This window comes from Plectonema cf. radiosum LEGE 06105 (assembly GCF_015207665.1).
Classification (GTDB): domain Bacteria; phylum Cyanobacteriota; class Cyanobacteriia; order Cyanobacteriales; family Nostocaceae; genus Rivularia; species Rivularia radiosa_A.
On record NZ_JADEWL010000003.1, the window covers coordinates 91,992 to 115,578 of the forward strand.

A 23,587-nucleotide genomic window follows, 5' to 3' on the forward strand; every position below is an offset into this window, starting at 1 on the left:
TCAAAACAATGAATATCCTCAGCAAGCAACTACATTTCACACCTCTACTACGTAAATTAAGTTTCTTTGTGCTACTGGTATCTACCGTAGCAATACTTTTAATTGGGAATAACTTTAGCGTTGTATCCACCCCAACCAAAATTCCGCAATCCTTTAAATGGAGTAACGTCAATATTCAAGGTATGGGTTACGTTACGGGAATGACTATTAGCGGAGCTACACCCCACAGTAACGCAGCTGTAAAACCCTATGATGTCTACGTCCGTACTGATATTGGTGGTGTTTATCGTTTCGACCGTCAAAATCAGAAATGGATACCTCTAATGGATATGTTTAATACAAACTTTTCCGGAGGTGGTGTCGGTGTCGAAAGCATCACTGTTGACCCGCAACAGCCTATTCGTGTTTATGCTGCGGTAAATTATGGAAGCTCGATTATTACCGAAGATGGCAGAAAGAAGTATAAATATTCCGGTGAAATAATGGTTTCTGAAGATAGGGGAAATACTTGGAAACCGACAGGCTTGGGTAAAAAAGATGTCTTTGTAGGAGCGGATAAAGAATATCGTTCCGATACAGGAGAACGTTTAGCAGTAGACCCCAATAACAGTGAGATAATTTACTTTGCTTCTCGTCGAGATGGATTGTGGAGAAAAAGCGCAAACCAAGAATGGACGGAAGTTAGCGGCGGATTACCAGCGGCTAAAAGCTTACCAGAATACAAAAAATCCGATGGTAAAGAGAATAAAGATATACCCGGTTTTACCTTTGTCGCTTTTGATCAAAATTCTGGGAAAGCGAATCAAGCAAGTAAAACAATATATGTAGGAGTTCACGGAAAAGGGGTATGGAGTAGCAATGATGCAGGTCAAACATGGCTTGACATTGTAGGAGAAAAAGACCCCTTACGCGGAACAGTTGCCAAGGATGGTACACTTTACGTCAGCTTTGGAACCCATAGTAAAAATGGTGGTAACAAATCCGGTGGGGTGCGTAAATATAAAAACGGAAAATGGACTGATATTACCCCAGACGGCACAGCAAGAGTTTATTCAGCTGTAGCAGTACAGGGAAATAATCCCACCATGGTAATCGCGATTTCCGATAAATACCTTTACCGTTCTACGAATGCTGGGAATACCTGGAACAAGCAAACAATGTATATGGGGGCTTATGATGCCAATTATCCTCAAGATCAGGTAAATCCATCCGCTCCCAAATATTATCAATCCTACTCAGGAACAGGTGCATCAGTAGTAGTTTTTGATCCAGCAAATCCCAAACAAGTATGGTGGACAAATGGTTGGGGTGTAGCTTGTACTCCGGACATAACCGCTGCAAAGCCCAATTTCAAATGGTTGATGGACAACTTAGAAGAACTTGACGTGAATATAGTAAGAGTTCCACCCGTTCCCAAATTTCAGGGGGGAGCAGATTTAATTAGTGCGGTACAGGACATGATTGGTTTTCGGCACGTCAACCGTCATCAAGTACCTTTGGAAAAAATTAATCCAGTCAATATTGATATCAATCCAGCTTATAAATGGGCAAACCCAGACTGGAAAAAATATCCCGTACCATTCCCCCACGTAGCCGGAGCAACAGGTATGGATTATGCTTACAAGAAACCCAACTATGCAGCTTTTGTGGGTTTTCACCAATGGCAAGGGTTTTACCCGATACATGGATATACCAAAGATAATGGTAAAACTTGGCAGGCTTTTGAGTCTGTACCCACAGAAAATATGTGGAAAGCCGAGAAATCTAAACGAGAGAAAACGATTGCCATGGGTGGTCAAATTGCCATGTCACCTACTAACCCAAATAACATGGTTTGGTCGCCGACTTGGGGTCCTTTTACGCACTATACTATAGACGGCGGTAGAACTTGGAAGTTAGCGCATAACTTAGACCACGACCCCAAACCCCAACCTTTCGATTCCAACAACGATAAACACACCCATTATGATGTATTACCAAAATCCTGGGCAAACAGTATTAATCCCTGGTTGAGTTCGTATATTTTAGCAGCCGACCGTCAAGACCCCCAAGGTAAAACTTTCTATTATTACAATGGCTGGACATTTTATTACAGCAACGATGGCGGCGCAAATTGGAGAAAAGGAGCATCCGGAAAATTACCTACATGGATGGTACGTCCAGCGATAGTTCCTAATCCCACACAACAGGGTGATGTGTGGATGAGTTTCGCTCGCAATCCCGAAGATGTAGAAGGAAATAAGCTATATCGTTCCACCGATGGAGGTAACACATTTCATCCAATTACATCGGTAGATACCTGCGAATTCGTCACCTTTGGTAAAGGTAACTCAGAGAAAAACCCCTATATCTATATATTTGGTCGTGTAGGTGGTGCTAAAAAAGATGCAATGTACATTTCGCAAAACATGGGAAATACCTGGAAACTCATTAGTAACCCTGAAAAACAGCAATTCCCCGGAATTACCTGGTTAGAAGCAGATATGCGATCGCCTTATTTAGTTTATGCAGCCTTATCAGGTCGTGGGATTATGGTTGGAGAAATGGATAATCGCTTTGCTCCCAAACGATCTACCTAGCTCTGCTAATCGCAAATAAGATTAAATCCGGTAGCATCTGAATAGATATTTTTGTGAGAAATATGAAAACAACCGTAAACCTCGTTTTATCAATAGTTGTCGCATTGTGGATTATGGCGATCGCCATTGTTTCGGTGCAAAACGCCACACCAGTTTCATTAAGATTTCTTACATTTGAATCAATTCAAATTCCTGTGGGGTTAGTACTGGCTTTTTGTGTTGCAGTGGGAATGATTGTAATGAGTGTACTGCAACCCTTATGGGGTATAGCTAATTCCCGACAAAGCAATTCTCGACGATATCAAGATGATGCCGAGTTTTTTGTTGATGAAGATTTTTAAATTTTAAGAAGTCGGGTTTTTAATCTGAAATAATCGTAGAACAAGAAACCATTAAAAAAACGCGACTTCTCACACTACTAAAAATCAAGATTTTACAGCTTCCTTATGATTTAAGCGTCTAGGGGTACTGATGTTTACTTGGCTTCCATCCAATTATCACCTGGACGTGCTTCGACTAATAAAGGAACAGTTAATTTGACAGCATTTTCCATTACCGACTTAATTTTAATTTGCAACTCTTCCCATTCTTGGGGAGGAACTTCAAATACTAATTCATCATGAACTTGTAACAACAATCTTGCTTGATAATTCTGTAAAAGTTGATGTATTTGGATTGTGGCAATTTTGATAATATCAGCACTGGAACCTTGAATTGGAGCATTAGCGGCAGCACGCAATAAACCCGCATCATAAGGACCCAAATTTTTCAATTTACTTAAATCAATTTCTTCCGGTTTGGCATTTTTAAGCTTGATTAAACTGTTACTAGTAAAATCAAAATAACGTCTACGTCCTAAAATTGTTTCTACATAACCTTGAGAAATTGCTTGCTTTTTCAAACTTTCTAAAAATTCAAAAACTTGCGGATAGCGAGTATAAAACCTCTTAATAAATTCATTAGCAAGATTTTTATCTATACCAGTTGAACGGGAAAATCTCAAAGAACCCATTCCATAAATTACACCAAAATTAATAGTCTTTGCTACCCGTCTTTCATCGGATGTAATATCATCTTTTTCATATACTAACCGTGCTGTCACAGTATGAATATCTTGATTATTGTTATAAGCTTCTACTAAAACAGGTTCCTGACTCAAATGAGCCAAAATTCGTAACTCAATTTGGGAGTAATCAGCAGTGACTATTAACCATCCCGATTCTGGGATAAAAGCTTTACGAATTTGACGACTAAAAGCTGTGCGAATGGGAATATTTTGTAAGTTAGGATTAGAAGAAGATAGCCTTCCAGTTGATGTTACTGTTTGATTAAAATCTGTATGCACCCGCTTAGTATCTTCCCGTACTAAATTTGGAAGTGCATCTACATAAGTAGACTTTAATTTAGATAAAGTCCGATATTCAATAATCCCATCAATAATTCCAGTTTCATCATCATCTCGCAGTTTTTCTAAAGTTGCTGCATCAGTAGAATATCCAGTTTTAATTTTACGAGAAGACTTAATACTTAAACCCAACTTTTCAAATAATATCTGACTCAACTGCTTGGGAGAACCTAAATTAAATGTTTCTCCAGCTATCTCATATACTTGTGTTTCTAACTTAGCTAAATCAATTTCTAGTTGCTGTGAAAGCTCTTTTAAATAAGCTGTATTAACGCGAATACCGAAATATTCCATTTCCGCCAAAACTGCTTCTAGCGGCTGCTCTACTTCTAATAAAAGCTTTAATAAAGCTGGAATTTCCTCTAATTCTTGCCGGAGTTTACCTACTAATTGAAATGTGGTATAAACATCCATACCACAGTAATCTGCAACTTCAGTAATGCTGATATCACCAATAGTTTGACCTTTGGGAACCAACTCAAGATAACTTTTAGCCATCAAACCCAAATACTTTTGAGAAAGTTCGCTTAAACCGTGATTGCTATCAGGATTAAGAACATAACTTGCTAACATGGGGTCAAATATTACCCCAGCTAAATTAATTCCCTGACATCGTAAAATTAAGCGGTCAAATTTTGTATTTTGAAAAGCTTTCGGATAATCTGTACTTTCTAAAATTGGACGTAAAGTTTCTAGCGCAATATCTTTATCCAGATTCTGACCATTTTTATGTCCCAAAGGAATATAAGCAACTTGCGAAACTTCAGTTCCCCAACAGCAACCAATTCCGACTAAATCAGCATCTCGTGGTTCTAAATCGCTAGTTTCGGTATCCCAAGCAACGGGTGTTTCTGGACTGGTAAATTGTCGGAGTATTTCCACTAATTCTTTTAACTTTGTTTCCGTGTCAATAATGCGTGGTTGAATTAGAGAAGTATTTTGTTGTTGAAATTCTTCCGTTTGTTTAGCAGTCCAAAACCACAAATCATTATCTTCAATTTCTATAACTTCCGTTTCTGTTATTTCTTCTAAATTACCGCCAAATTTTTGTTGAAGCTCGTTAATTTTTTTGAGAAAAGAACTAAATTCTAATTTTTCTAAAATCGGTTTTAATTCGCTTTCTTCAAAGCCTTTTAATTTACACTTTTCTAAATCAACTTCTAAGGGAACATCTTCAACTATCTTTGCCAAAAATTTGGATTTTTCCGCATCTTCTCTACCAGTTTCGAGTTTTTTATGGGTTGCACCTGTAATTTCATCTAAAGACTGATAAATTTGCTCAAGAGAACCATAAGTATCAAGCAATTGTACCGCTGTCTTCTCTCCAATCCCCTTAACACCAGGAATATTATCCGATTTATCACCGCACAGCGCTTTGTAATCAACAACCTGAGATGGTAAAACCCCTAACTTTTCTTTGACTTCTTCGGAGTAAAATTCTTTTGGTCCAGTACTTGAACGTTGTAGAGCTTCCTTACTCAAATAGAGAACACTTATTTGCTTATCTCGATCAATTAATTGAAATAAATCCCTGTCACCAGTGAGAATTTTAACTTGATAACCTTCCTGAGATGCAAGTTGAGCTAAAGTTCCTAAAACATCATCTGCTTCATAACCCGGAGCAGTAACAATCGGTAAATTTAATCCCCTAAGTAAATCGTGGAGATTTTCCAAATCGGGAATAAAATCTTCTGGGGTTCCCGGACGGTCAGCTTTGTAGGTATCATCAGCTTGATGGCGAAAAGTCGGTAAACCCAAATCAAAAGCAACCGCTATAGCTTCAGGTTGTTGCTTCTCCATAACTTCCAGCAAAGACTTAATAAACCCAAAACACACACTAGTAGGTATGCCTGTTTTGGTACGAAGTCCCCCATCTCGCCCTTTAGCGAAAGCGAAATAAGAACGAAACGCCAGGGAATGTCCGTCAACTAAGACGAATACGGGTTTTTTGTCAGAATTTATATCGGAAGTCAACTGCTTAGAGCGTGTAATAAGGGACATCTATTTATTTTAATCAGTTGCTTCCCTTTTGGAACATTGATTGTGAAAACCCGACTTCTAAGCGTATCAAAGGTAGTTGACAGCAAAGATACAAGGTTCCGGAATATTTCTAGAGCAACAATTAACACTACTTTTTTTTTGATACTTAAGTATTGAATGCGAATTTAAAATGGTTTAAGATTGCTTCCCAACCGTCGCAACAATTATATTCGTGGCTAAATCCGATATTGTTATCAACAAAATTTCTTCACCAAGTTTAATCAAATCTTTATCAAAATCATCCTGTTATTTCGGAGGGGTGAATTAATAAGTTGACCTTGAAAACTGTATTGGAATTATAGTTGTTCTTAACTTCATAAAGAACTATAAAAATGACCATATTTATTAATTCTAAACTTTAAATTTTAATCCGGATGTTTGCGGATGACTTCTCAAGGAATGATAGAACAAAATTAAAACATAAACGCAATAAAAATTGCCTGATAAAAAAAGAGAAGGGAAGAAAATGAAATTCAATCAATTAATAACTTCAATTGGTTTAACCGCCAGCACAGTTTTATTTATTTCTAATTCTGCTCAAGCCGCAAATTTCACAACTAATATCAGCAAAAATGATGGTCCGAAAGGAGATATTTTACTCGAATCTATTGAGCAAAATGGCAAATTAATCAATCAATTCTCCTTTGTTGAAAGAGCTGAGATATTATATAATACAGAAAAAATTGCAGGCGTAAGAAATAGTGGTGCCGCAAGCACAGATAAAGGTAAATACGCTAGCCCTAATCTAACTACAAACGAAGACCCAGAAGCTTTTGAAATTGCCCAATTTTTAGGAAACAACAACCTAAACAATATTATTGATACCGAAGATACAGGTTCTTTTAAACTTAATTTATTCTTTGATAACCTCATTAGAGCAGATAATACAGGATTAGATAGCTTGTTTTTCTGGGAAAGGGGTATGAATAGTGACTTATTAGTTCAAGCTATCGATGATCAAGGAAACATCATTGGTAATGCTATTAAGTTACTCAGAAAAGAACAACAAAGCGCTGGTTTTGAAATAAGTACTTTGGAAATTGGCAATAATATACAGGATGTTGGTTCTTGGGGAGTCAGTTTAGATCAATTAGGAGTTACTAATTTAAGTGGTATTCAAATCTACGCAGATCAAAGCTTTAATGGTCCTGATTTCAAAGTAATTGCCAGAAAATCTCAAGGACACTTCGCAGTAGCTTCTGTACCCGAACCCGGAACTATTATTGCTTTAGGTTCTGTAGCTGCACTAGCCTTTGTCCGTCGTCGTAAATCGGTGTAAAAGATTGTTTTGTCAACTCATTTAAAGATTCACCTCAAATAATCATTTAAATCACCTAAAAATTAAATATCGAATATATAATCCCATTTACCTTAAAGCCACCTTTGTTTAAACTAAGCATTGGTGGCTTTAACATTTATATTTATATTTATTATTTATTATTTATTTATTTATTATTTATTCTTCACGCTTCCCCTGTTACGCTCTAACTGTGACTATTGAAATTAACATCAAATCTAATCGTATGGGAAATACAGCCACCCAAGACATCAAACTACTAGTTTTAGATATCGATGGTAGTGCGATTCGTTCGCTTTAAATGAGTATCAATACTCAGGGACAAGCGGCAAGAGACGAAGTAAATATCATAGTTTCTTGACAACTTGATTTTTCATGTGAGTGAAATTCTCACCTCCTAGGTACAAGGATGAAAGCATATCCCCTATCTGAGCGACTGACTATCAAACGGGTAAAGCGGGGATAAACGGCGGTACACCTGAACCTAATAGGTATATTCCGTCTAGCACAGTTGGGTATGAGTAGGAATACGAATTCTGCGCCCGAACCATCGTCAATGTCAACAAGCCTACGTAGGTTATCAGGCTTGCCCAAAATGGGAAAGGATAAGAGCTAGGCGATTTGTCCGTTCGACCTAGTTGTACTCTCGATAAACCCGGTGGAGAGCAGGAACTCTAACCCCAACGTCAAATGAAAGACCAGGAACGAAGTAAAGCTCATATTTGCTCTCAAATGGCAGTATATGCTCTGAGTAGGTGTCAACCGCAAGCAATATGAGTGAGAGATTGTTTCAGAAGCTAAAGCCTTGGGTAACGCCAAGGATATGCAAACAGAAACACGGCAGTCTGGAAGGTAAAGTTGTAAGTAACAGTTAAAACGTCATGAACACGGAATTAAAGCCGATGTATGAATGGAAGACGATTCCTTGGAATAAAATCCAACGGAACATCTTTAAGCTGCAAAAACGGATTTATCGAGCCTCTAGTCATGGTGATGTCAAAACAGTCCACAGGTTACAAAGACTTCTTGCCAAATCTTGGTCTGCAAAACTACTAGCAGTTAGGAAAGTTACACAGGATAATCAAGGACGAAAAACCGCTGGTGTAGATGGGGTAAAATCCCTTACGCCAAAACAAAGGTTATTTCTTGCACTTAACCTCAAACTTGGTCAAAAGGCTAATCCGACAAGAAGGGTATGGATTCCGAAACCTGGAACAACGGAAAAAAAACCATTAGATATTCCCACGATGATTGACCGTGCTTCTCAAGCATTGGTTAAATTAATGTTGGAACCGGAATGGGAAGCCAAATTTGAACCTAACAGCTTCGGATTTAGACCGGGGCGCTCAAGCCATGATGCGATTGTAGCAATACACTCGGCAATTAGCACGAAGGCAAAATACGTCCTAGATGCTGATATTGCTAAGTGTTTCCACCGCATCAATCATCAAGCCTTGCTAAATAAAATTGACACTTATCCAAAACTACGAAAACAACTAAAATCGTGGTTAAAATCGGGCGTTATGGACGGTAAGACGTTGTTCCCAACTCATGAAGGAACCCCACAAGCGGGGATTATCTCTCCATTACTTGCCAATATCGCTTTACATGGATTGGAACAAGAGGTTAGGAGACACTTTAAGCAAAATAAATTTGTCAACAAAGTGAGAATCTCCCAGAATTGGAAACCCTTTGTAATTAGGTATGCAGATGACTTTGTTATTCTTCATGAAGACTTATCTGTTATAAAGCAATGCCAATTAATTATTAAAAGCTGGCTTAAAGATATGGGGCTTGAGCTTAAACCAAGCAAAACTAGAATATGCCATACCTTAGAAAATTTAGATGGTAAAGCAGGTTTTGACTTTCTCGGCTTTGAGATACGTCAAGTACCAAGAGGGAAAAACTACTCAACCAAAAGCACTAACGGGAAGATTCTTGGATATAAAACTCGGATAGTACCAAGCAAAACGGCTATAAAAACACATCTTCAAAACATCCGACAGGTAATAGATAAACACAGGTGTAGAACTCAAATAGCATTAATTAATCGTTTAAACCCGATTATTACTGGCTGGTGTAACTATTACCAAATTGGACTTAAAAGAGTGTTTAGCATAGTACATACTAATGTTTACCAAATGCTATTAGCTTGGGCGAAAAACCGACATCCTATGAAAAATATGCACTGGATAGTTAATAAATACTGGACAGTAGATAAAGGATTAGGATGGGAATTTGCAGTCAGAGAAAATGGGAAATTTTCGAGGCTTTTTAAGCATCAAGAAACTCCTATAAAAAGACACATAAAGGTCAAAGGAAACAAAAGTCCTTTTGATGGAAAGTGGGTCTACTGAGTCAACCTAATTAGGGAATTACCTGATGTTAATAATCGAGTTGCAAGACTAATTAAACTACAAAAAGGTAAATGCTCTAAATGTGAATTGTTCTTTTCAAAAGAAGATTTAATGGAAATTCATCACATTGATGGAAACCATTATAATAATTCAACGGAAAATCTTCTTTTGATACACAAACATTACCATGACCAAGTTCACTCGAAGAACTGAGGTATGAATGACAATCACCAGATTGTTGAGGAGCCGGATGAATTGAAAGGTTCACGTCCGGTTTTGAAGCCGAGTATGAAAGGTGACTTTTATGCTTAGGGTAATCTATCGCAGGAGAATCTAACAAAATTAGCGATCGCGTTATCGAAGCTGTGAATGCAGTCCAAGCAAAAGGAATTCAAGTGGCGATCGCAACTGGTAGAATGTACTGCTCAGCTTTGCGTTTCCACGAGCAAGTTGGTTCGACTCTACCGTTAATAGCGTATCAAGGAGCTTGGATTCAAGACCCAGTTTCCCAAAAAATTCACCAGCATTTATCTGTTCCCTCATCTATTGCGTTAAAACTGTTGGACTATTTTGAACAACCACAACTACGTCAACTTTTATCCGTCCACTTTTATATAAATGACCAACTTTATGTGCGAGAATTAACCGAAGAAACGCAAATCTATGGACAACGCTCTGGAATTACACCAATTCCTGTAGGAGACTTACGTAGTTGCTTGAGCAACGAACCAACCAAAATTCTCGCTTTATGTGAAGATAGCGAGATTATCGATCAACTGCTGGGTAACTTGCGGCTTCAATACACTCCAGCAGAACTATATCTAACTAAATCCGTAGCCACTTTTTTTGAAGCAACTAATCCTCTAGTAAATAAAGGAGCTGCTGTACGTTATGTCGCTGAAGAATTATTAGGATTGCAAAAAACTAATGTAATGACTGTTGGAGACAACTTTAACGATGTGGAAATGCTCGAATACGCTGGTATCAGTGTCGCAATGGGTAATGCACCAGTTCAAGTTCAATCTATAGCCAGTTGGGTAGCTCCCAATGTAGAACAAGATGGGGTAGCCGTAGCAATTGAAAAATTCTTATTGGCAAATACCGAAAAATAGTTATCTTGTAACGCGGGGATTTCGGCTGCCTAAAAACCTAAATTACGATTCAAAGCGAACAGATAATATTTAAATCAGAAAGGACACCGACGACTGGCCGTGTTTCGTCTCGGTGTCCTTACTGGTTCGCTCCTCACACAATTGAAAATATACCTGAAGTCCTTCGATTAGTCAATAGTTGTTACAAAAGTTTTTATGTTTTTCAGTAATGGCTTGATTGTCGCTCATAATTCCGCACAAGCAGATATACCTAATTTTTCTTCTAATAAAAACTTTAATACTGACTGAGTAGCCATGACCAATCCGATTCTAGCAATCCCTAGCTCTGGATTGGTCGTTCTTAACTTACTAAAAATCCGACAAGCAGACCAAAAATCTTCAAAAGACCGAACTAAACCAAGCGCTGCTCCTTCCCATTTTACCGGACGAGCTATTACTGGTTCTAACTCATCTACTAATTTAACTAAACTGGCGATTAAACAGCGTTCAGCTTGATGATTCAAACGAAGTCTTCCGTGACTGTCAAGCCAAGGTATGGATTGAGATGAAAATTCGTTACAGTCAATTATTTTCTCTTGTTGAGCAAGTTTTAACAAAGAGCAGCAGCGTGCGTGAACGTATTGAAGGGAAAATACCTTAGAGAGTAACTCGGATGTAACTATTTTCTGAGAAAGGTTAAAGTCACCTTTGTATTTCTTCCTACCATCAATCAAACATTGCAACCAAACCCCTAAAACTAAGTCGCTGACTTGTATATGAATCAACCCTGGAGGTAAAACTTCTACCAATAAATCTTCGCCCCAAATTGCTGATAAATACGAAGTAATTGAGCTAGCTATCGAATAAGGCTGCGAATTATGAGATTTTGAAAGATGTAACGCTACCCCAGATACATAAGAAATTGTAATATCACTTTTGCCTTTTGATAGAGGAATATCTATTTTTTTTATATATTTAATTTTCTCTGACCAAGCATAAATACTCACCGAGCTAGTCAATTCACCGTATATTAGCTGGATTATTGCTGTGTATTTACTTACTAGTAACTTTTTACGCACACAATATACTGATGACAACAGTGTAAACCCAGAAACATTGATTTTCTGTCATCTGTCTTTAGACATAACTTTATATTTGGTCAAAGAAAATTAGAATTAGATAAAATTTAATGAATTCTGGGTAAATTTTACTACAAACATTGTACAGTAAGAAGTATAACAAAAGAGTAGGAGCTTCGGCTTTCTACCTTTTGGATAGCTGACCAAACGGTTTCAAGCCTAGGAAGGCCTTTCACAAAGACACTCCTTGCACCTTTTTTATGTCGTCTTTGTCTTCAGCCGAACGCTCTTTGTTACCTATGCAATCTCAATCCTCTTTTTCTGAGGCATCACGTCCATTTTTAACCTGGCAACGTATTCTTGATTGGGCGCAAGAACACTATCGCTGCCGCACCTTTAGCAAAGATGAGCGAATTCCAGCTAGACCTGGATTGCTGTATTTGGTGCAAAGGGGTGCGATCCGCATGGTAGGAACCGCTCAAGTGAGCGCTACTGCTTCTCAACTAACGTCTCGCCGAATTAACAGAACTCCAGAAGAAGCATTCTTGGGTTTTGTTGGTGCAGGACAGCCGTTTGAAATTGTTGCCCAATCGCCTTTTACGTTGCAGTCATACGCTCATGTTGATCAAACAGCAGTGTTGTGGATGTACTGGCATGATTTAGATAACTGGCCTCATTTTCGCCGCGAAGTTATGGATGCCTTTAGATACCAACACCAGCGTAAATTGCTGTGGTTGAGTGCTTTAGGACAACGACGCACCATTGACCGACTCCTAGGATTTCTCACATTATTAATTGAGGAATACGGAGAACCAGCGATGAGCGAAAATGACCCCGAAGTAATTCGTGGCTATTGTCTGCCCTTCCCCCTCACTCACGCCCAAATTGGTAGTGCAATTGGTTCGACTCGTGTTACCGTAACTCGCTTAATGGGTAAGTTACGTCAGCGCGGCTTAATCCTTACTCAAGGGGATAATCTAATTTGCTTGCCAGCAGAATCAATCAATAGAGCCAGCTAAAACAGCCGCAGTAGGAGTCAGCGAATTCTTACAAACCCAATCCGGGTAATTAATTCCTGTCCCTGCTGAGTGCGTAAAAAGTTGGCATAAGCAACACCTGCTTGTTGTTCGGTTTGCCCATTTTGTTTGACCACCACAAACAGACTGCGCGTAATCGGGTAATCGCCAGATTGCAAAGCCTCAATGTTCAATTTGTTGCGTAACCTAGGACATTCTGAAGGGAGGATGAATGGTTCTTGGTAAGGAGCAACATATTTCCCTTGCGTTCGCCCCAACGGCAAGGGCTTGATTGAACATTGAGGAATGACTTCTGGGGCAGAAGCATAATAGATGCCACCGGGACTTAATTGTACTTTTCGTAGCGCTTGGGTGGTGGTAGGGATAAACTCCACCGTTGAAGCCATAGGTTGACCACCCAAGACATCTTGTACGAATAGTTCTACAGTACCCCCATCAGTTACAGGGCGAGAATAAGCTTTGATTGGTATATTGTCACCTCCCAATTGCTTCCAATTAGTTATTTTCCCCGTGTAAATTGACCGTAACTGGTCTACAGTTAGTCCCCGAACATTTAAATTAGGATTAACAGCTACTGCTAACCCATCAATAGCTACGGGAATTTGTTCGAGAATAAACCCCCGTTGCTTTGCACGGGTTAATTCTGCGTCTTGTAAGGGTCTTGAAGACTGAGCAAACGCTAATTGACCATCAATTAGCATCTGAATCCCAGAACTTGAACCAACAATATTAGTCAATGGCTGTACGTAACGCAGGCGAAAATCCTTTCGTACTGCTTGAATTTCCTTATCTACTGATTCTCTTATGGGTGCCCAAGAGGTACTTCCTCCGTAATTAAATAATCCTGTGGGGACATTTTCTACAGAAGCGAAAGTTGTACCGCTTGTTACAGGAGTTGAAATTGCAGGTACTACGGGTGTATTCGATGTATTAGAACCCGGTTGGTTTGATTGAGGCTTAGTAACAGAATTAAAATTAAAACTATTGTTTCTATTGAACCACCACCATCCACCGGCTATTAATCCAGTGGTAATTAATAAAGATAGAATAAGAATTGGTGTTTCGTTTTTCTGTGACATACTAAATTATTTCTTCTTATGGTGATTTGGTAATTTTTTATGGATTAAATTGAAATAAATCATAGCTAGTAAGCAATTATCAATGCTTTATAACTATTAGCTTTTAATTATTAGACATTACTTAATTCTGACAAATCCTGTTTGAGAAATTAATTCTTGACCTTGTTGTGTAAGTAGCAATTTAGCGTAAGCAACACCTGCTTGTTCGTCAATTTGACCATTTCTTTTGACAATTACAAATAGCCGACGAGTAATTGGATATTCACCACTTTTAAAGGCTTCAGCATTCAGTTGATTGCGCTGTTGCGGACAATTGGAAGGCTCAATCAATGGTTCTATATAGGGTGTGACGAATTTATTTGATGCTACTCCTATTGGTAAAGGTTTGATAGCACACTGTCCAACCACTTCAGGTGCAGAAGCGTAATAAATACCACCCTTGTTTTGTGCCACTTTTCTTAAGCCGTCAGTCGTATCTAGAGTGAATTCGACATTACTACCAAATTTTTCACTTCCTAAAACATTCTCATTAAAAAATTCTACAGTACCTCCTTCTGTTAAACGGCGAGAATAAGGTTTAATCGCTAAATTTTCTCCCCCAACTTGTTGCCAATTAGTTATTTTACCAGTGTAAATATCTTTGATTTGAGCTAAAGTAAGTCCGGGAATATTTAATTCAGGATTAACCGCGATCGCAATACCATCAATTGCAACGGGAATTTCTTCAAGTTTAAAACCCCGTTGTTCTGCTTGTTGGTATTCTTGATCTTTCACACTTCGCGAAGATTGGGAAAAAGCCAACTGATTGCTCAACAGCATCTTAATCCCAGTACTGGAACCTGGATTGCCTGTAGTTGGGTTGGTATAACGGAGTTGAAATTGAGGAAAAGCGGTTTTGATCTCAGAGTCAACGTCTTTACGAATCGGAGCCCATGTAGTACTACCCCCATAGGTAAATAAACCAGAAGGAACTTCTTTTACAGAAGCAAAATTTTCTTGATTAGATTGCAGATTAGATTGAGATTTGGGCTGAGATTGATTATTGCTGATAGAACCTAGTGTAATATCATAGTTTCTAGCCAACCACCAATAGACTCCACCGATTAAACCCAGTGTAATTGTTAGAGCCAAGACTAAAACCGCCGTCTCGTTTTTCTGTGACATATAAATATAGCTATTGATTTTCTAGAGAATAGGAATTTTAACTCTGTAGAATTTGCTTTGATTGCTATTAGTAGCAAAGCTTAGTTGTAATATGATTCGATAAATAAAAAATCTGGTTTGTCTATAGATAAAAACGATTTACTAAGCATAATTTTAGTTAATCCTATGACAAAAAATTGAATTTTTGGCGATGAAAACTTCTGTTAAAAATACAATATATTAGTCAATCACAATATATCCCGATACCGTTTCGAGATTCAAGAGTATAGATTGCAAATAAATAAATCAGGACTTATGTAAAACAAACACCTTCTTAATAAAGATAATTGATGAATTACCGCTACGTAAGAATCACTTATTCAGTGACATATTGTGTAAGTCTGATAAATTTCGCAGTCTTATACTTTATTTAACTTTTACTTTGACAATAGTTAACTTTTTGTGAAAATAATTTTTGGCTTTGCTAAATAAAGCTATGAATTAAGAGTTTTATAACGTAATAATCACACAAATCGGGTCTTGATTCATGTTTTTTGCTGTTACGAATAGAAGATTGTAAAAATCCGACTTCTTACCCGACGAAAAATTAAAGTTTTACAGCTTCTTTTCTTGACAAACAGTAATAGACGAATCGCCATCTCTAAACCTGGATTTTTCACAAGTAAATGGTAAGCGTTGAGTGACGGATTGATTTTCCCACTACTCAGTACTACTTCCAACTTCCTTCTTGTTTGTGAGAAATCTGGGTAAGGAGAAGGCGCACCCAACTGCGTCTACGAAATCACGTTAACATACTTACTTCTCAGTAATGCCACTTTATTTTATGAAATTAAAACTTAATAATTTTTGAATGTTTGTTACAAAATTAGAGATAATATTTTATAGATCAGACGAAATAGTGAAGTAAAAGCAACAGTAACTAAACTTGCGGCTAAAGAAATAACAACTATTTGTTGAATAACAAGTTCACCTCGTAACAAGGGAACAAAAAATATAATTAATAAAGTTATGGCGGGAATAATTACTAAATCGAACTTTTCAATCCATCGTCTAGTTTGAGCAAATATTAATATTCCTAAAATAATAGCTGAAATCACAAAAGTAACACCAGGTGATTTGAGTACACTTAAAAATGCTATGGAAATTAAAGCTGCTTCAAATCCACTAAAAGCCGAACCAGCCAATAATTCCAGTGTAGAGAATTGTGATACTGGAGTACTAGAAGATGTTGATGGCTTGGGAAGTGGTGTAGGTGGTGGTTGGGATATTACCTGTGGCTGATTGTAATTTAGTGAAGTATCGGGTATTGATTGTGCGGAAGAATCAAAAGCTTCTAAAACTTCTGTTGCCGATTGAAAACGTTGATTTGGCGCACTACGGAGCATTTTATCTAAAATTTGGGCAAAGTGAGAACTAACACTTACCTGATCTTGCCATTGCAATTGATTGCTATAAGCATCAAATAGCTCGGTTACATCTTTTTGCCCGGTTAATAGCAAAACAACAGTTACTGCCATTGCATATAAATCCGTAGAAGGAAATACTTTTCCACCAGACATTTGTTCTGGTGGTGCAAAGCCTAAAGAATAAATTCCAGTAGAAGAATTACCAGACCCACTAGGGCTGTTTGTGACTTGCTTGACTGCGCCAAAGTCTAGTAAGAAAAGCTTACCATTACGATGGCGCATGATATTAGAAGGTTTGATGTCCCGGTGGATAATACCTTTACTGTGGACAAATTGCAGTACCGGGAGAATTGAACGTAGTAGAAACAACGCTTCTGATTCCGAAAATTTGCCCTTACGAGTTAATTCTTCTTCTAAATTTTCTCCATCAATATATTCCTGTACCAGATAAAAAAATTGGTCTTGTTGGTTTGGCTGTAAACCGGGAACTATCACAGGGAAAAAAGCAAATAAGTTGGGAATTTGCTCGTGTTGCGAGCCAATCTCCTCTAAAACCACTGCTTCTCTTTCAAATAAATCTTGAGCTAGTTTTAGTTGAGTTGCACTCAAATTTCCGGCTGGGAGAAACTGTTTGACTACACATTGTCGCATTCCGGGAGTATAGCGATCGCGTGACAAAAATGCTGCTCCGAACCCCCCTCTTCCAAGCAGCTTGATTGGCAAATAACGCCCGGCTAAAATTAAAGGCATCCCACAAGCAGTGCAGTATTTTTGCTGTGCCGTTCTCAGAGTTGCGTTATCATCTAAATCGACAAAATGGTTCTGGGGACGGGGACACTGGGGACGAGTACAGTAAATTTCCATTGTTTGTCACAAGTCATGAGCAATTTGTCAGCTAGTCAAACAGTGAAGTCCTATTTAAGTAATCCGACAGAAATATTTACACATGATTTTCTTTACTTAACAAGAGTTAATCGTCTACTTTAGTGTAATTATTTTTGTCTTAGTAATAGAGGCGGAAACTTTTTCCAGTAATAACTATGACAAAAGACTAGTGACATAACTTTAGGTTTCGTTAAAGTTGGATGCCTGTACTTCTAAACCATTCACAGGAATGGAAGTATGTGATGATTTTAACATATCTATATGCCACCCAGGTGCGGCAAACTGAGGCAGTATTTCTTTACTAAAAGCTTCAGCAGCTTTCGACTTGTAGCGATTGGGATTAAAAATCAACCACAACGTCCGCTTAACCACCACACTATTAATCGGGGTAAAATGAAGCATTCCCATCTGTAACTCTTTAGCAATGGCGCTAGTTGAGACAAATGCGGCACCCAGGGAGGATTGTACGGCATTTTTAATTGCTTCAATAGAATTAAGTTCCATTTCAATTTTCAAGCGCCGCGTGTCGATGTCGTGACGTGTGAGTACTTGGTCTATGACTTTACGGATAGTAGATTGGGAATCTAAGGCAATGAATTGCAATTTGTATAGGTCTTCTTTTTGGATGGTTTCCAGTTTTGCAAATGGATGAGATACGGGTAAAATTAATGCCAACTCATCCTCAGCATAAGGAATTTTTTCCAATGAATCCGTTAATTCTCCAGGAATCTCGCCGCCGATAATTGCCAAATCAACTTGTCCGTTAACTACGCTCCAAGCAGTGCGACGAGTAGAGTGAACGTGTAATTGCACCGCCACATCTGGATATTTTTGTCGGAACATCCCAATCATCCGAGGTAAAAGATAAGTCCCCGTGGTTTGAGAAGCACCGACAATTAAAGTACCACCTTGGAGATTTTGCAAATCATCGATAGCGCGACAAGTTTCTTGACACAGACTGAGAATTTTTTCTCCGTAACTCAAAAGTAAGTGTCCCGCTTCAGTCAACTGCGCCCGACGACCTCCACGGTCGAATAAAGGAACATCCAGTTGTCTTTCTAAGTTTTGCACTTGCAAACTTACCGCCGGTTGGGAGACATAGAGGCTGTCAGCAGCACGCTTGAAACTCCCTTCTGCGGCAATTGCTTTGAGTATGCGTAACTGATCTAAAGTAAAAGGAAGGTCAGACATAAGGCTCAACCCACGAAATTGAAAGGAGCAGTTTTGGCAACATTCGGGCTTTCATTGCTTTTTTTACTAGGCATAAATATGAAAATGCGTATTAAATTACTTAGGCATTACCCGAAAAGACAGTAGCACAACATCTTGACCAAAATCCTCCTCCGCAGAACTTTGTGGTATTGGTTGTACTGAATTTAATTTGCTGTATTCTTTCTTGAACTATGTATACTATTGTGCCTGTATCGAGTTGGTTTACCTCCACTCATTTTGTCATGCTGGGACTATTATTGACTTTTGCGATTGTTCACAGTGGAGGAGCAGCCTTGCGCGAAAAAGCAGAAAAACGGATTGGAGCAAGGCTTTACCGAGTTTTATTTGCACTTGTCAGCTTGGTTTTAGCTGTAATATTAATTATTTACTTTTTTAACCATCGTTATGATGGCTTGCAACTGTGGCAGGTACAAAATGTACCTGGAATACAGACACTTGTTTGGGTATTATCGGCAATTTCTTTTTTATTTTTATATCCTGCCACATTTAATCTACTGGAAGTTGCTGCTATCTCCAAGCCTCAAGTTCACCTTTATGAAACCGGAATTATTCGTATTACCCGCCATCCCCAAATGGTAGGACAAGTAATTTGGTGTGTTGCTCATACTTTGTGGATCGGTACTACTTTTACACTATTCACTTCTATCGGCTTAGTATTACACCATTTGTTTGCTGTTTGGCATGGCGATCGCCGTTTGCATTCCCGTTACGGTGAAGCTTTTGAAAAAGCTAAGCAACGCACTAGCGTGATTCCTTTTGCGGCAATTTTCGATGGTCGTCAATCTCTTAAAATAGGAGAATTTCTTCGTCCTGCCTATATTGGAGTTGCAGTATTTGTGCTTTTATTTTGGTGGTCTCACCCCTTTCTATTCAGCTTAACTAGTAGGGTACAATGGTGAGCTATGATTTGTTCAAAGACATACACCAAAAGCATTGGGGCGCAAAGATATTCAGTTTTACCGCCGATCCTTTAGGACCAATTCCATGTAGGATAAATTCAAACAACTATCTTGTTGTAGGGTGTTTTTTTGGCAAAGTGGAGATTAAATAGTAATAGCTACTGTATTTGACCATCTGTCTAACCAAGTTAACGCCCCCTTTTGCCCTGGGAAGGTTATATTGGATGACGACAGTTTTGATCGAAATTAAAAAATAAAACAGCCATCTGTAACTTTTTTTGTCAGAACTAGATAACAAATGCAATGTCAGCAACTGCGTGAACAAGGCTTCCAAGGCTTTATAGAGTGGGTTATCACCCCGACATTGAAAAAAGTGACGCACCCGGAGGATAAAAAAAATAGATGTGACCTGGAGGGAAGTAATATTCCTTTAGGATATCTCTAAGAAAGTGATGGAAATAACTGCTGACAAGAAACGGCGGGTGTGATTATGGCTAGTTTGATCGAAGATAAGATGAAAACCATTAAGTTCGAGAGGCGTCATGGTGTTGTCGGTTAGTGAACGGACATTTACAAAAGAAGTTTTAGAATCTCAAGTTCCAGTTTTAGTCAATTTTGAAGCACCTTGGTGTGGTCTGTGCCACATCATAAAGCCTTTATTATTGCAATTTAAATCTCAATGTGGCGAAGAAATTAAGTTAGTTGAAGTTAATGCTGATGACAATTTTAAACTGTCTACTACCTATCGATTAAAAACACTTCCAACTTTGTTATTAATTCAAAACGGCATTGTACGAAAGCGTTTGGAAGGTTTTAGAGGTAGAGAAGACTTTTTTGCGGCTTTGTCTGAAATTAAAGATAGTTATACAAATTTACCGCGAACTTACAATTCTACCGAACGGAGGTTAAAAGCTACTACTTTATAATTAGATAACTAATACTTGACCACATTAATTATGAGCGGCAAGAAATTCGTAGTACGGTCAACAAGTAGCGTGTCCGCCTTTGACATAGCTCCCGCTGGCTCGAAACCACCAGCGAGCGGCAACTCCCTCGTTGCTCGACCCCTCAAAACTTATGTGGTCAAGTACTAGTAGTCCACCACATTAATTTTGATGGGTAATTAATGTAATATTGTAGGTTGGGCTGAACGGAGTGAAGCCCAACGCTGATGTTGGGTTGCGCTCCGCTTAACCCAACCTACCAAGAGGCATCTTAGCCCCTCATAACTTATGTGGTGAACTACTAGTAGTTCATTTAATTAAATTTGACGGCTTGTATTTTAGTGCTAATTAGCCGGACTTTCACTATTAGACGAAGAATTACATTCCCCGGCGAATTGGGATAAAAACCCATGATGACTCCCTAAAACTTATGCTTGTTGCAATAGAGGTTTAAGAAAAGGTAAAAATTTTATTAAAGATTACATTATACAAGCTGACCTCGACTGTTGTAAAAGTGCTGCATTCTATTGCAAGGTCAAGGGCAAAAGTGAAATTATTGGCGAAAATTAGCAATAAAAATCAAATAATTTGGAATTACCTCACCCAAATACTACCGGGTGGGGTATTTTATCTTAAATTGTGTGTGTCACAATTATTAACAGTTCCGACCAGAACAATTGCGGCGCGGATAGATAATTGACTTGGACAAAGACTTATGCTCTGTCGCAACGATTTCTTTTCTAATTCGTAGCAATGTTCTAAGTTAGTGGAGAATTCTAAAAGTAGGCATGACTCGATGGAAGTAATCTATCAATATGCTTGGCTGATTCCAGTTTTACCGCTTTTAGGAGCGATGCTGGTCGGCTTGGGCTTAATTTCGTTTAATCAGGCGACTAATCGCCTACGACAGCTAAATGCCGCCTTAATTATCTCTTTAATGGCAGCGGCAATGGGGCTGTCGTTTAGTTTGTTATGGAGTCAAATTCAAGGACACGCGACTTATACGCGCACCCTAGAATGGGCAGCAGCAGGTAGCTTTCACTTGACTATGGGTTTTACTGTTGACCACCTGACAGCAGTAATGCTGACGATTGTCACCAGTGTAGCTTTGTTAGTTATGGTGTATACCGATGGCTACATGGCTCATGACCCCGGTTACGTTAGGTTTTACGCCTATTTGAGTTTATTCGGCTCCTCAATGCTCGGTTTGGTAGTTAGTCCGAACCTGGTACAAATTTATATATTTTGGGAACTGGTGGGGATGTGTTCCTACTTGCTGGTTGGCTTCTGGTACGATCGCAAGTCAGCAGCAGATGCAGCCCAAAAAGCGTTTGTGACCAACCGCGTTGGTGACTTTGGTCTGTTGTTGGGTATATTAGGGCTATTTTGGGCGACGGGAAGCTTCGAGTTCGAGATTATGGGCGATCGCCTTGCCGAACTTGTACAAACTGGGGCTTTGAGTAACGTCCTCGCCGTTGTATTCGCGATTTTGGTTTTCCTCGGTCCAGTAGCGAAGTCAGCTCAATTTCCGCTGCACGTTTGGCTTCCGGATGCAATGGAAGGTCCTACCCCGATTTCTGCCTTGATTCACGCGGCAACAATGGTAGCAGCGGGTGTTTTTCTGATTGCTCGGATGTACCCGGTATTTGAACACGTCCCAGCAGCAATGAGTGTCATTGCTTATGTTGGCGCATTTACCGCCTTTATGGGGGCAACAATTGCCATCACCCAAAATGACATTAAGAAAGGTTTAGCTTACTCCACGATTTCCCAACTTGGTTATATGGTAATGGCGATGGGAGTAGGCGCTTACACTGCGGGTTTCTTCCATTTAATGACCCACGCTTACTTTAAAGCGATGCTGTTCCTCGGTTCGGGTTCGGTAATTCACGGCATGGAAGGAGTTGTCGGTCATGATCCCAGTGTGGCGCAAGATATGCGAGCCATGGGCGGATTGCGGAAATATATGCCAGTGACAGCAACTACCTTTTTGATTGGTTGTTTGGCAATTTCGGGTATTCCACCTTTCGCCGGTTTTTGGTCAAAGGATGAAATTCTCGGTTCTGCTTTTGCTGTTAACCCATTTTTATGGTTTGTAGGTTGGTTAACTGCCGGAATTACCGCTTTTTATATGTTTAGAATGTATTTCATGACATTTGAAGGCAAATTCAAGGGTAAAGATGAGAACATTTTGCAGCAGTTGAAGAACTCGGCAGCGACAATTTTCGTAGAATCAGAAGCCGCTCCTAATTTTGGTCCTGGAGCAATGAAGCAGGGAGAATTGGAATCTTCTACCCACGACGACCATTCTCACGATCATGGACACAGCGATACACCCCATGAGTCTCCCTGGACAATGACCTTACCGTTGATGGTTTTGGCGATTCCTTCGATGCTAATTGGTTTGCTTGGAACTCCTTATGCTAACTATTTTGAGGAGTTTATCTATCCACCCAGCGAAACCTTAGCAGAAGTGATCGAAAAAGCCGCAGAATTTGACCCCACAGAATTTTATACTATGGCTGGTCTTTCCGTGGCGATCGCCGTTGTGGGAATTATTTTGGCTGTGTTAATGTATCGAGTCCAAAAAATCGACCCAGCAGCCATTGCAGCCAAATACCCCGCACTTTACAAGCTATCTCTTAACAAGTGGTACTTTGACGATTTTTACCATCGCGTATTTGTTCTGGGCTTGCGTAGAATAGCCAGACAAGTCTTGGAAGTTGACTTCCGGGTTGTCGATGGTGCTGTTAACCTTACAGGACTTTTCACCCTTGTCAGCGGTGAAGGTTTGAAGTACCTAGAAAACGGACGCGCACAATTCTATGCCTTGATTATCTTTGGGGCTGTTTTAGCCTTGGTAATTGTCTTTGGTGTTACCTGATATGGAAATGTCATATGTTAGGTTTCTACTTGTGAAGAATTAGAGTAATGGGGATGAAGGCAGATAAGTTAGTTTCTCTGCCTTCATCTTTTTGGAATTTTTGTTAACGTCAATTCGACGCTAGCAGATCAATTACCTTTCACTTTGGGTGAGAAGTCGGGTTTTCGTGATGTTTTTGTTGTCTTAGTAATATTTAAGTTAAAAAACC

The 23,587-nt window shown here is 39.0% G+C and carries 16 protein-coding genes; 10 read left to right on the forward strand and 6 right to left on the reverse strand.

The window, feature by feature from the left end; all coding sequences use genetic code 11:
* Positions 1-8 precede the first annotated feature (8 nt).
* Positions 9-2,579: a sialidase family protein gene (locus IQ247_RS01600; RefSeq protein WP_193916324.1), complete on the forward strand. Its 2,571-nt coding sequence runs from the start codon at positions 9-11 to the stop codon at positions 2,577-2,579.
* Between the two features lie 62 nt (positions 2,580-2,641).
* Positions 2,642-2,920, forward strand: a complete 279-nt coding sequence (locus IQ247_RS01605) for a LapA family protein (RefSeq protein ID WP_193916327.1) — start codon at positions 2,642-2,644, stop codon at positions 2,918-2,920.
* Between the two features lie 134 nt (positions 2,921-3,054).
* On the opposite strand, the gene polA is transcribed toward IQ247_RS01605, so the two are convergent.
* Positions 3,055-5,985 (reverse strand): DNA polymerase I, encoded by a 2,931-nt coding sequence (polA, locus tag IQ247_RS01610; RefSeq protein ID WP_193916329.1) that lies wholly within the window; start codon positions 5,983-5,985, stop codon positions 3,055-3,057.
* Positions 5,986-6,490: 505 nt separating this feature from the next.
* Here polA and IQ247_RS01615 point away from each other — a divergent pair.
* The 4 genes from IQ247_RS01615 (at position 6,491) to IQ247_RS01625 (ending at position 10,790) form a co-directional block, all read left to right on the forward strand.
* Complete coding sequence (locus IQ247_RS01615) at positions 6,491-7,303, forward strand: exosortase-dependent surface protein XDP2 (protein WP_193916332.1); 813 nt, start codon at positions 6,491-6,493, stop codon at positions 7,301-7,303.
* 899 nt (positions 7,304-8,202) lie between these two features.
* Positions 8,203-9,678: a group II intron reverse transcriptase/maturase gene (gene ltrA, locus IQ247_RS01620; RefSeq protein ID WP_322745373.1), complete on the forward strand. Its 1,476-nt coding sequence runs from the start codon at positions 8,203-8,205 to the stop codon at positions 9,676-9,678.
* Between the two features lie 111 nt (positions 9,679-9,789).
* Positions 9,790-9,891, forward strand: coding sequence for an HNH endonuclease (locus tag IQ247_RS33310; protein ID WP_322745374.1), 102 nt, complete (start codon positions 9,790-9,792; stop codon positions 9,889-9,891).
* A 128-nt stretch (positions 9,892-10,019) separates the two neighbouring features.
* Positions 10,020-10,790, forward strand: coding sequence for a Cof-type HAD-IIB family hydrolase (locus tag IQ247_RS01625; RefSeq protein WP_322745384.1), 771 nt, complete (start codon positions 10,020-10,022; stop codon positions 10,788-10,790).
* Between the two features lie 224 nt (positions 10,791-11,014).
* On the opposite strand, the gene IQ247_RS33315 is transcribed toward IQ247_RS01625, so the two are convergent.
* On the reverse strand, positions 11,015-11,848 hold the full coding sequence (locus IQ247_RS33315) for a DALR anticodon-binding domain-containing protein (protein ID WP_193916336.1): 834 nt from the start codon (positions 11,846-11,848) through the stop codon (positions 11,015-11,017).
* Between the two features lie 299 nt (positions 11,849-12,147).
* On the opposite strand from IQ247_RS33315, the gene IQ247_RS01635 reads away from it, so the two are divergent.
* On the forward strand, positions 12,148-12,867 hold the full coding sequence (locus IQ247_RS01635) for a Crp/Fnr family transcriptional regulator (protein ID WP_228059401.1): 720 nt from the start codon (positions 12,148-12,150) through the stop codon (positions 12,865-12,867).
* Between the two features lie 17 nt (positions 12,868-12,884).
* Here the strand turns inward: IQ247_RS01635 and IQ247_RS01640 are convergent, their stop codons facing one another.
* The 4 genes from IQ247_RS01640 to IQ247_RS01655 form a co-directional block, all read right to left on the reverse strand.
* On the reverse strand, positions 12,885-13,964 hold the full coding sequence (locus tag IQ247_RS01640; protein ID WP_193916342.1) for a PstS family phosphate ABC transporter substrate-binding protein: 1,080 nt from the start codon (positions 13,962-13,964) through the stop codon (positions 12,885-12,887).
* A 117-nt stretch (positions 13,965-14,081) separates the two neighbouring features.
* Entirely contained in the window at positions 14,082-15,128 is a 1,047-nt protein-coding gene (locus tag IQ247_RS01645) for a PstS family phosphate ABC transporter substrate-binding protein (protein ID WP_193916345.1), read from the reverse strand.
* Between the two features lie 857 nt (positions 15,129-15,985).
* A complete protein-coding gene (locus IQ247_RS01650; protein WP_193916348.1) occupies positions 15,986-17,398 on the reverse strand; it encodes a serine/threonine-protein kinase in 1,413 nt (470 codons plus the stop codon).
* A gap of 201 nt (positions 17,399-17,599) precedes the next feature.
* A complete protein-coding gene (locus IQ247_RS01655) occupies positions 17,600-18,610 on the reverse strand; it encodes a LysR family transcriptional regulator (protein ID WP_193916351.1) in 1,011 nt (336 codons plus the stop codon).
* Positions 18,611-18,873: 263 nt separating this feature from the next.
* Here IQ247_RS01655 and IQ247_RS01660 point away from each other — a divergent pair, with 263 nt between their 5' ends.
* The 3 genes from IQ247_RS01660 to IQ247_RS01670 all read left to right on the forward strand — a co-directional run bounded on the left by IQ247_RS01660 (position 18,874) and on the right by IQ247_RS01670 (position 23,379).
* Positions 18,874-19,551 (forward strand): NnrU family protein, encoded by a 678-nt coding sequence (locus tag IQ247_RS01660; protein WP_265579654.1) that lies wholly within the window; start codon positions 18,874-18,876, stop codon positions 19,549-19,551.
* 542 nt (positions 19,552-20,093) lie between these two features.
* Positions 20,094-20,477 carry a thioredoxin family protein gene (locus tag IQ247_RS01665; RefSeq protein WP_193916354.1) on the forward strand — a complete coding sequence of 128 codons (384 nt, stop codon included), beginning with the start codon at positions 20,094-20,096 and terminating at the stop codon, positions 20,475-20,477.
* 814 nt (positions 20,478-21,291) lie between these two features.
* Entirely contained in the window at positions 21,292-23,379 is a 2,088-nt protein-coding gene (locus IQ247_RS01670; protein WP_193916356.1) for an NAD(P)H-quinone oxidoreductase subunit 5, read from the forward strand.
* Positions 23,380-23,587: the final 208 nt, after the last annotated feature.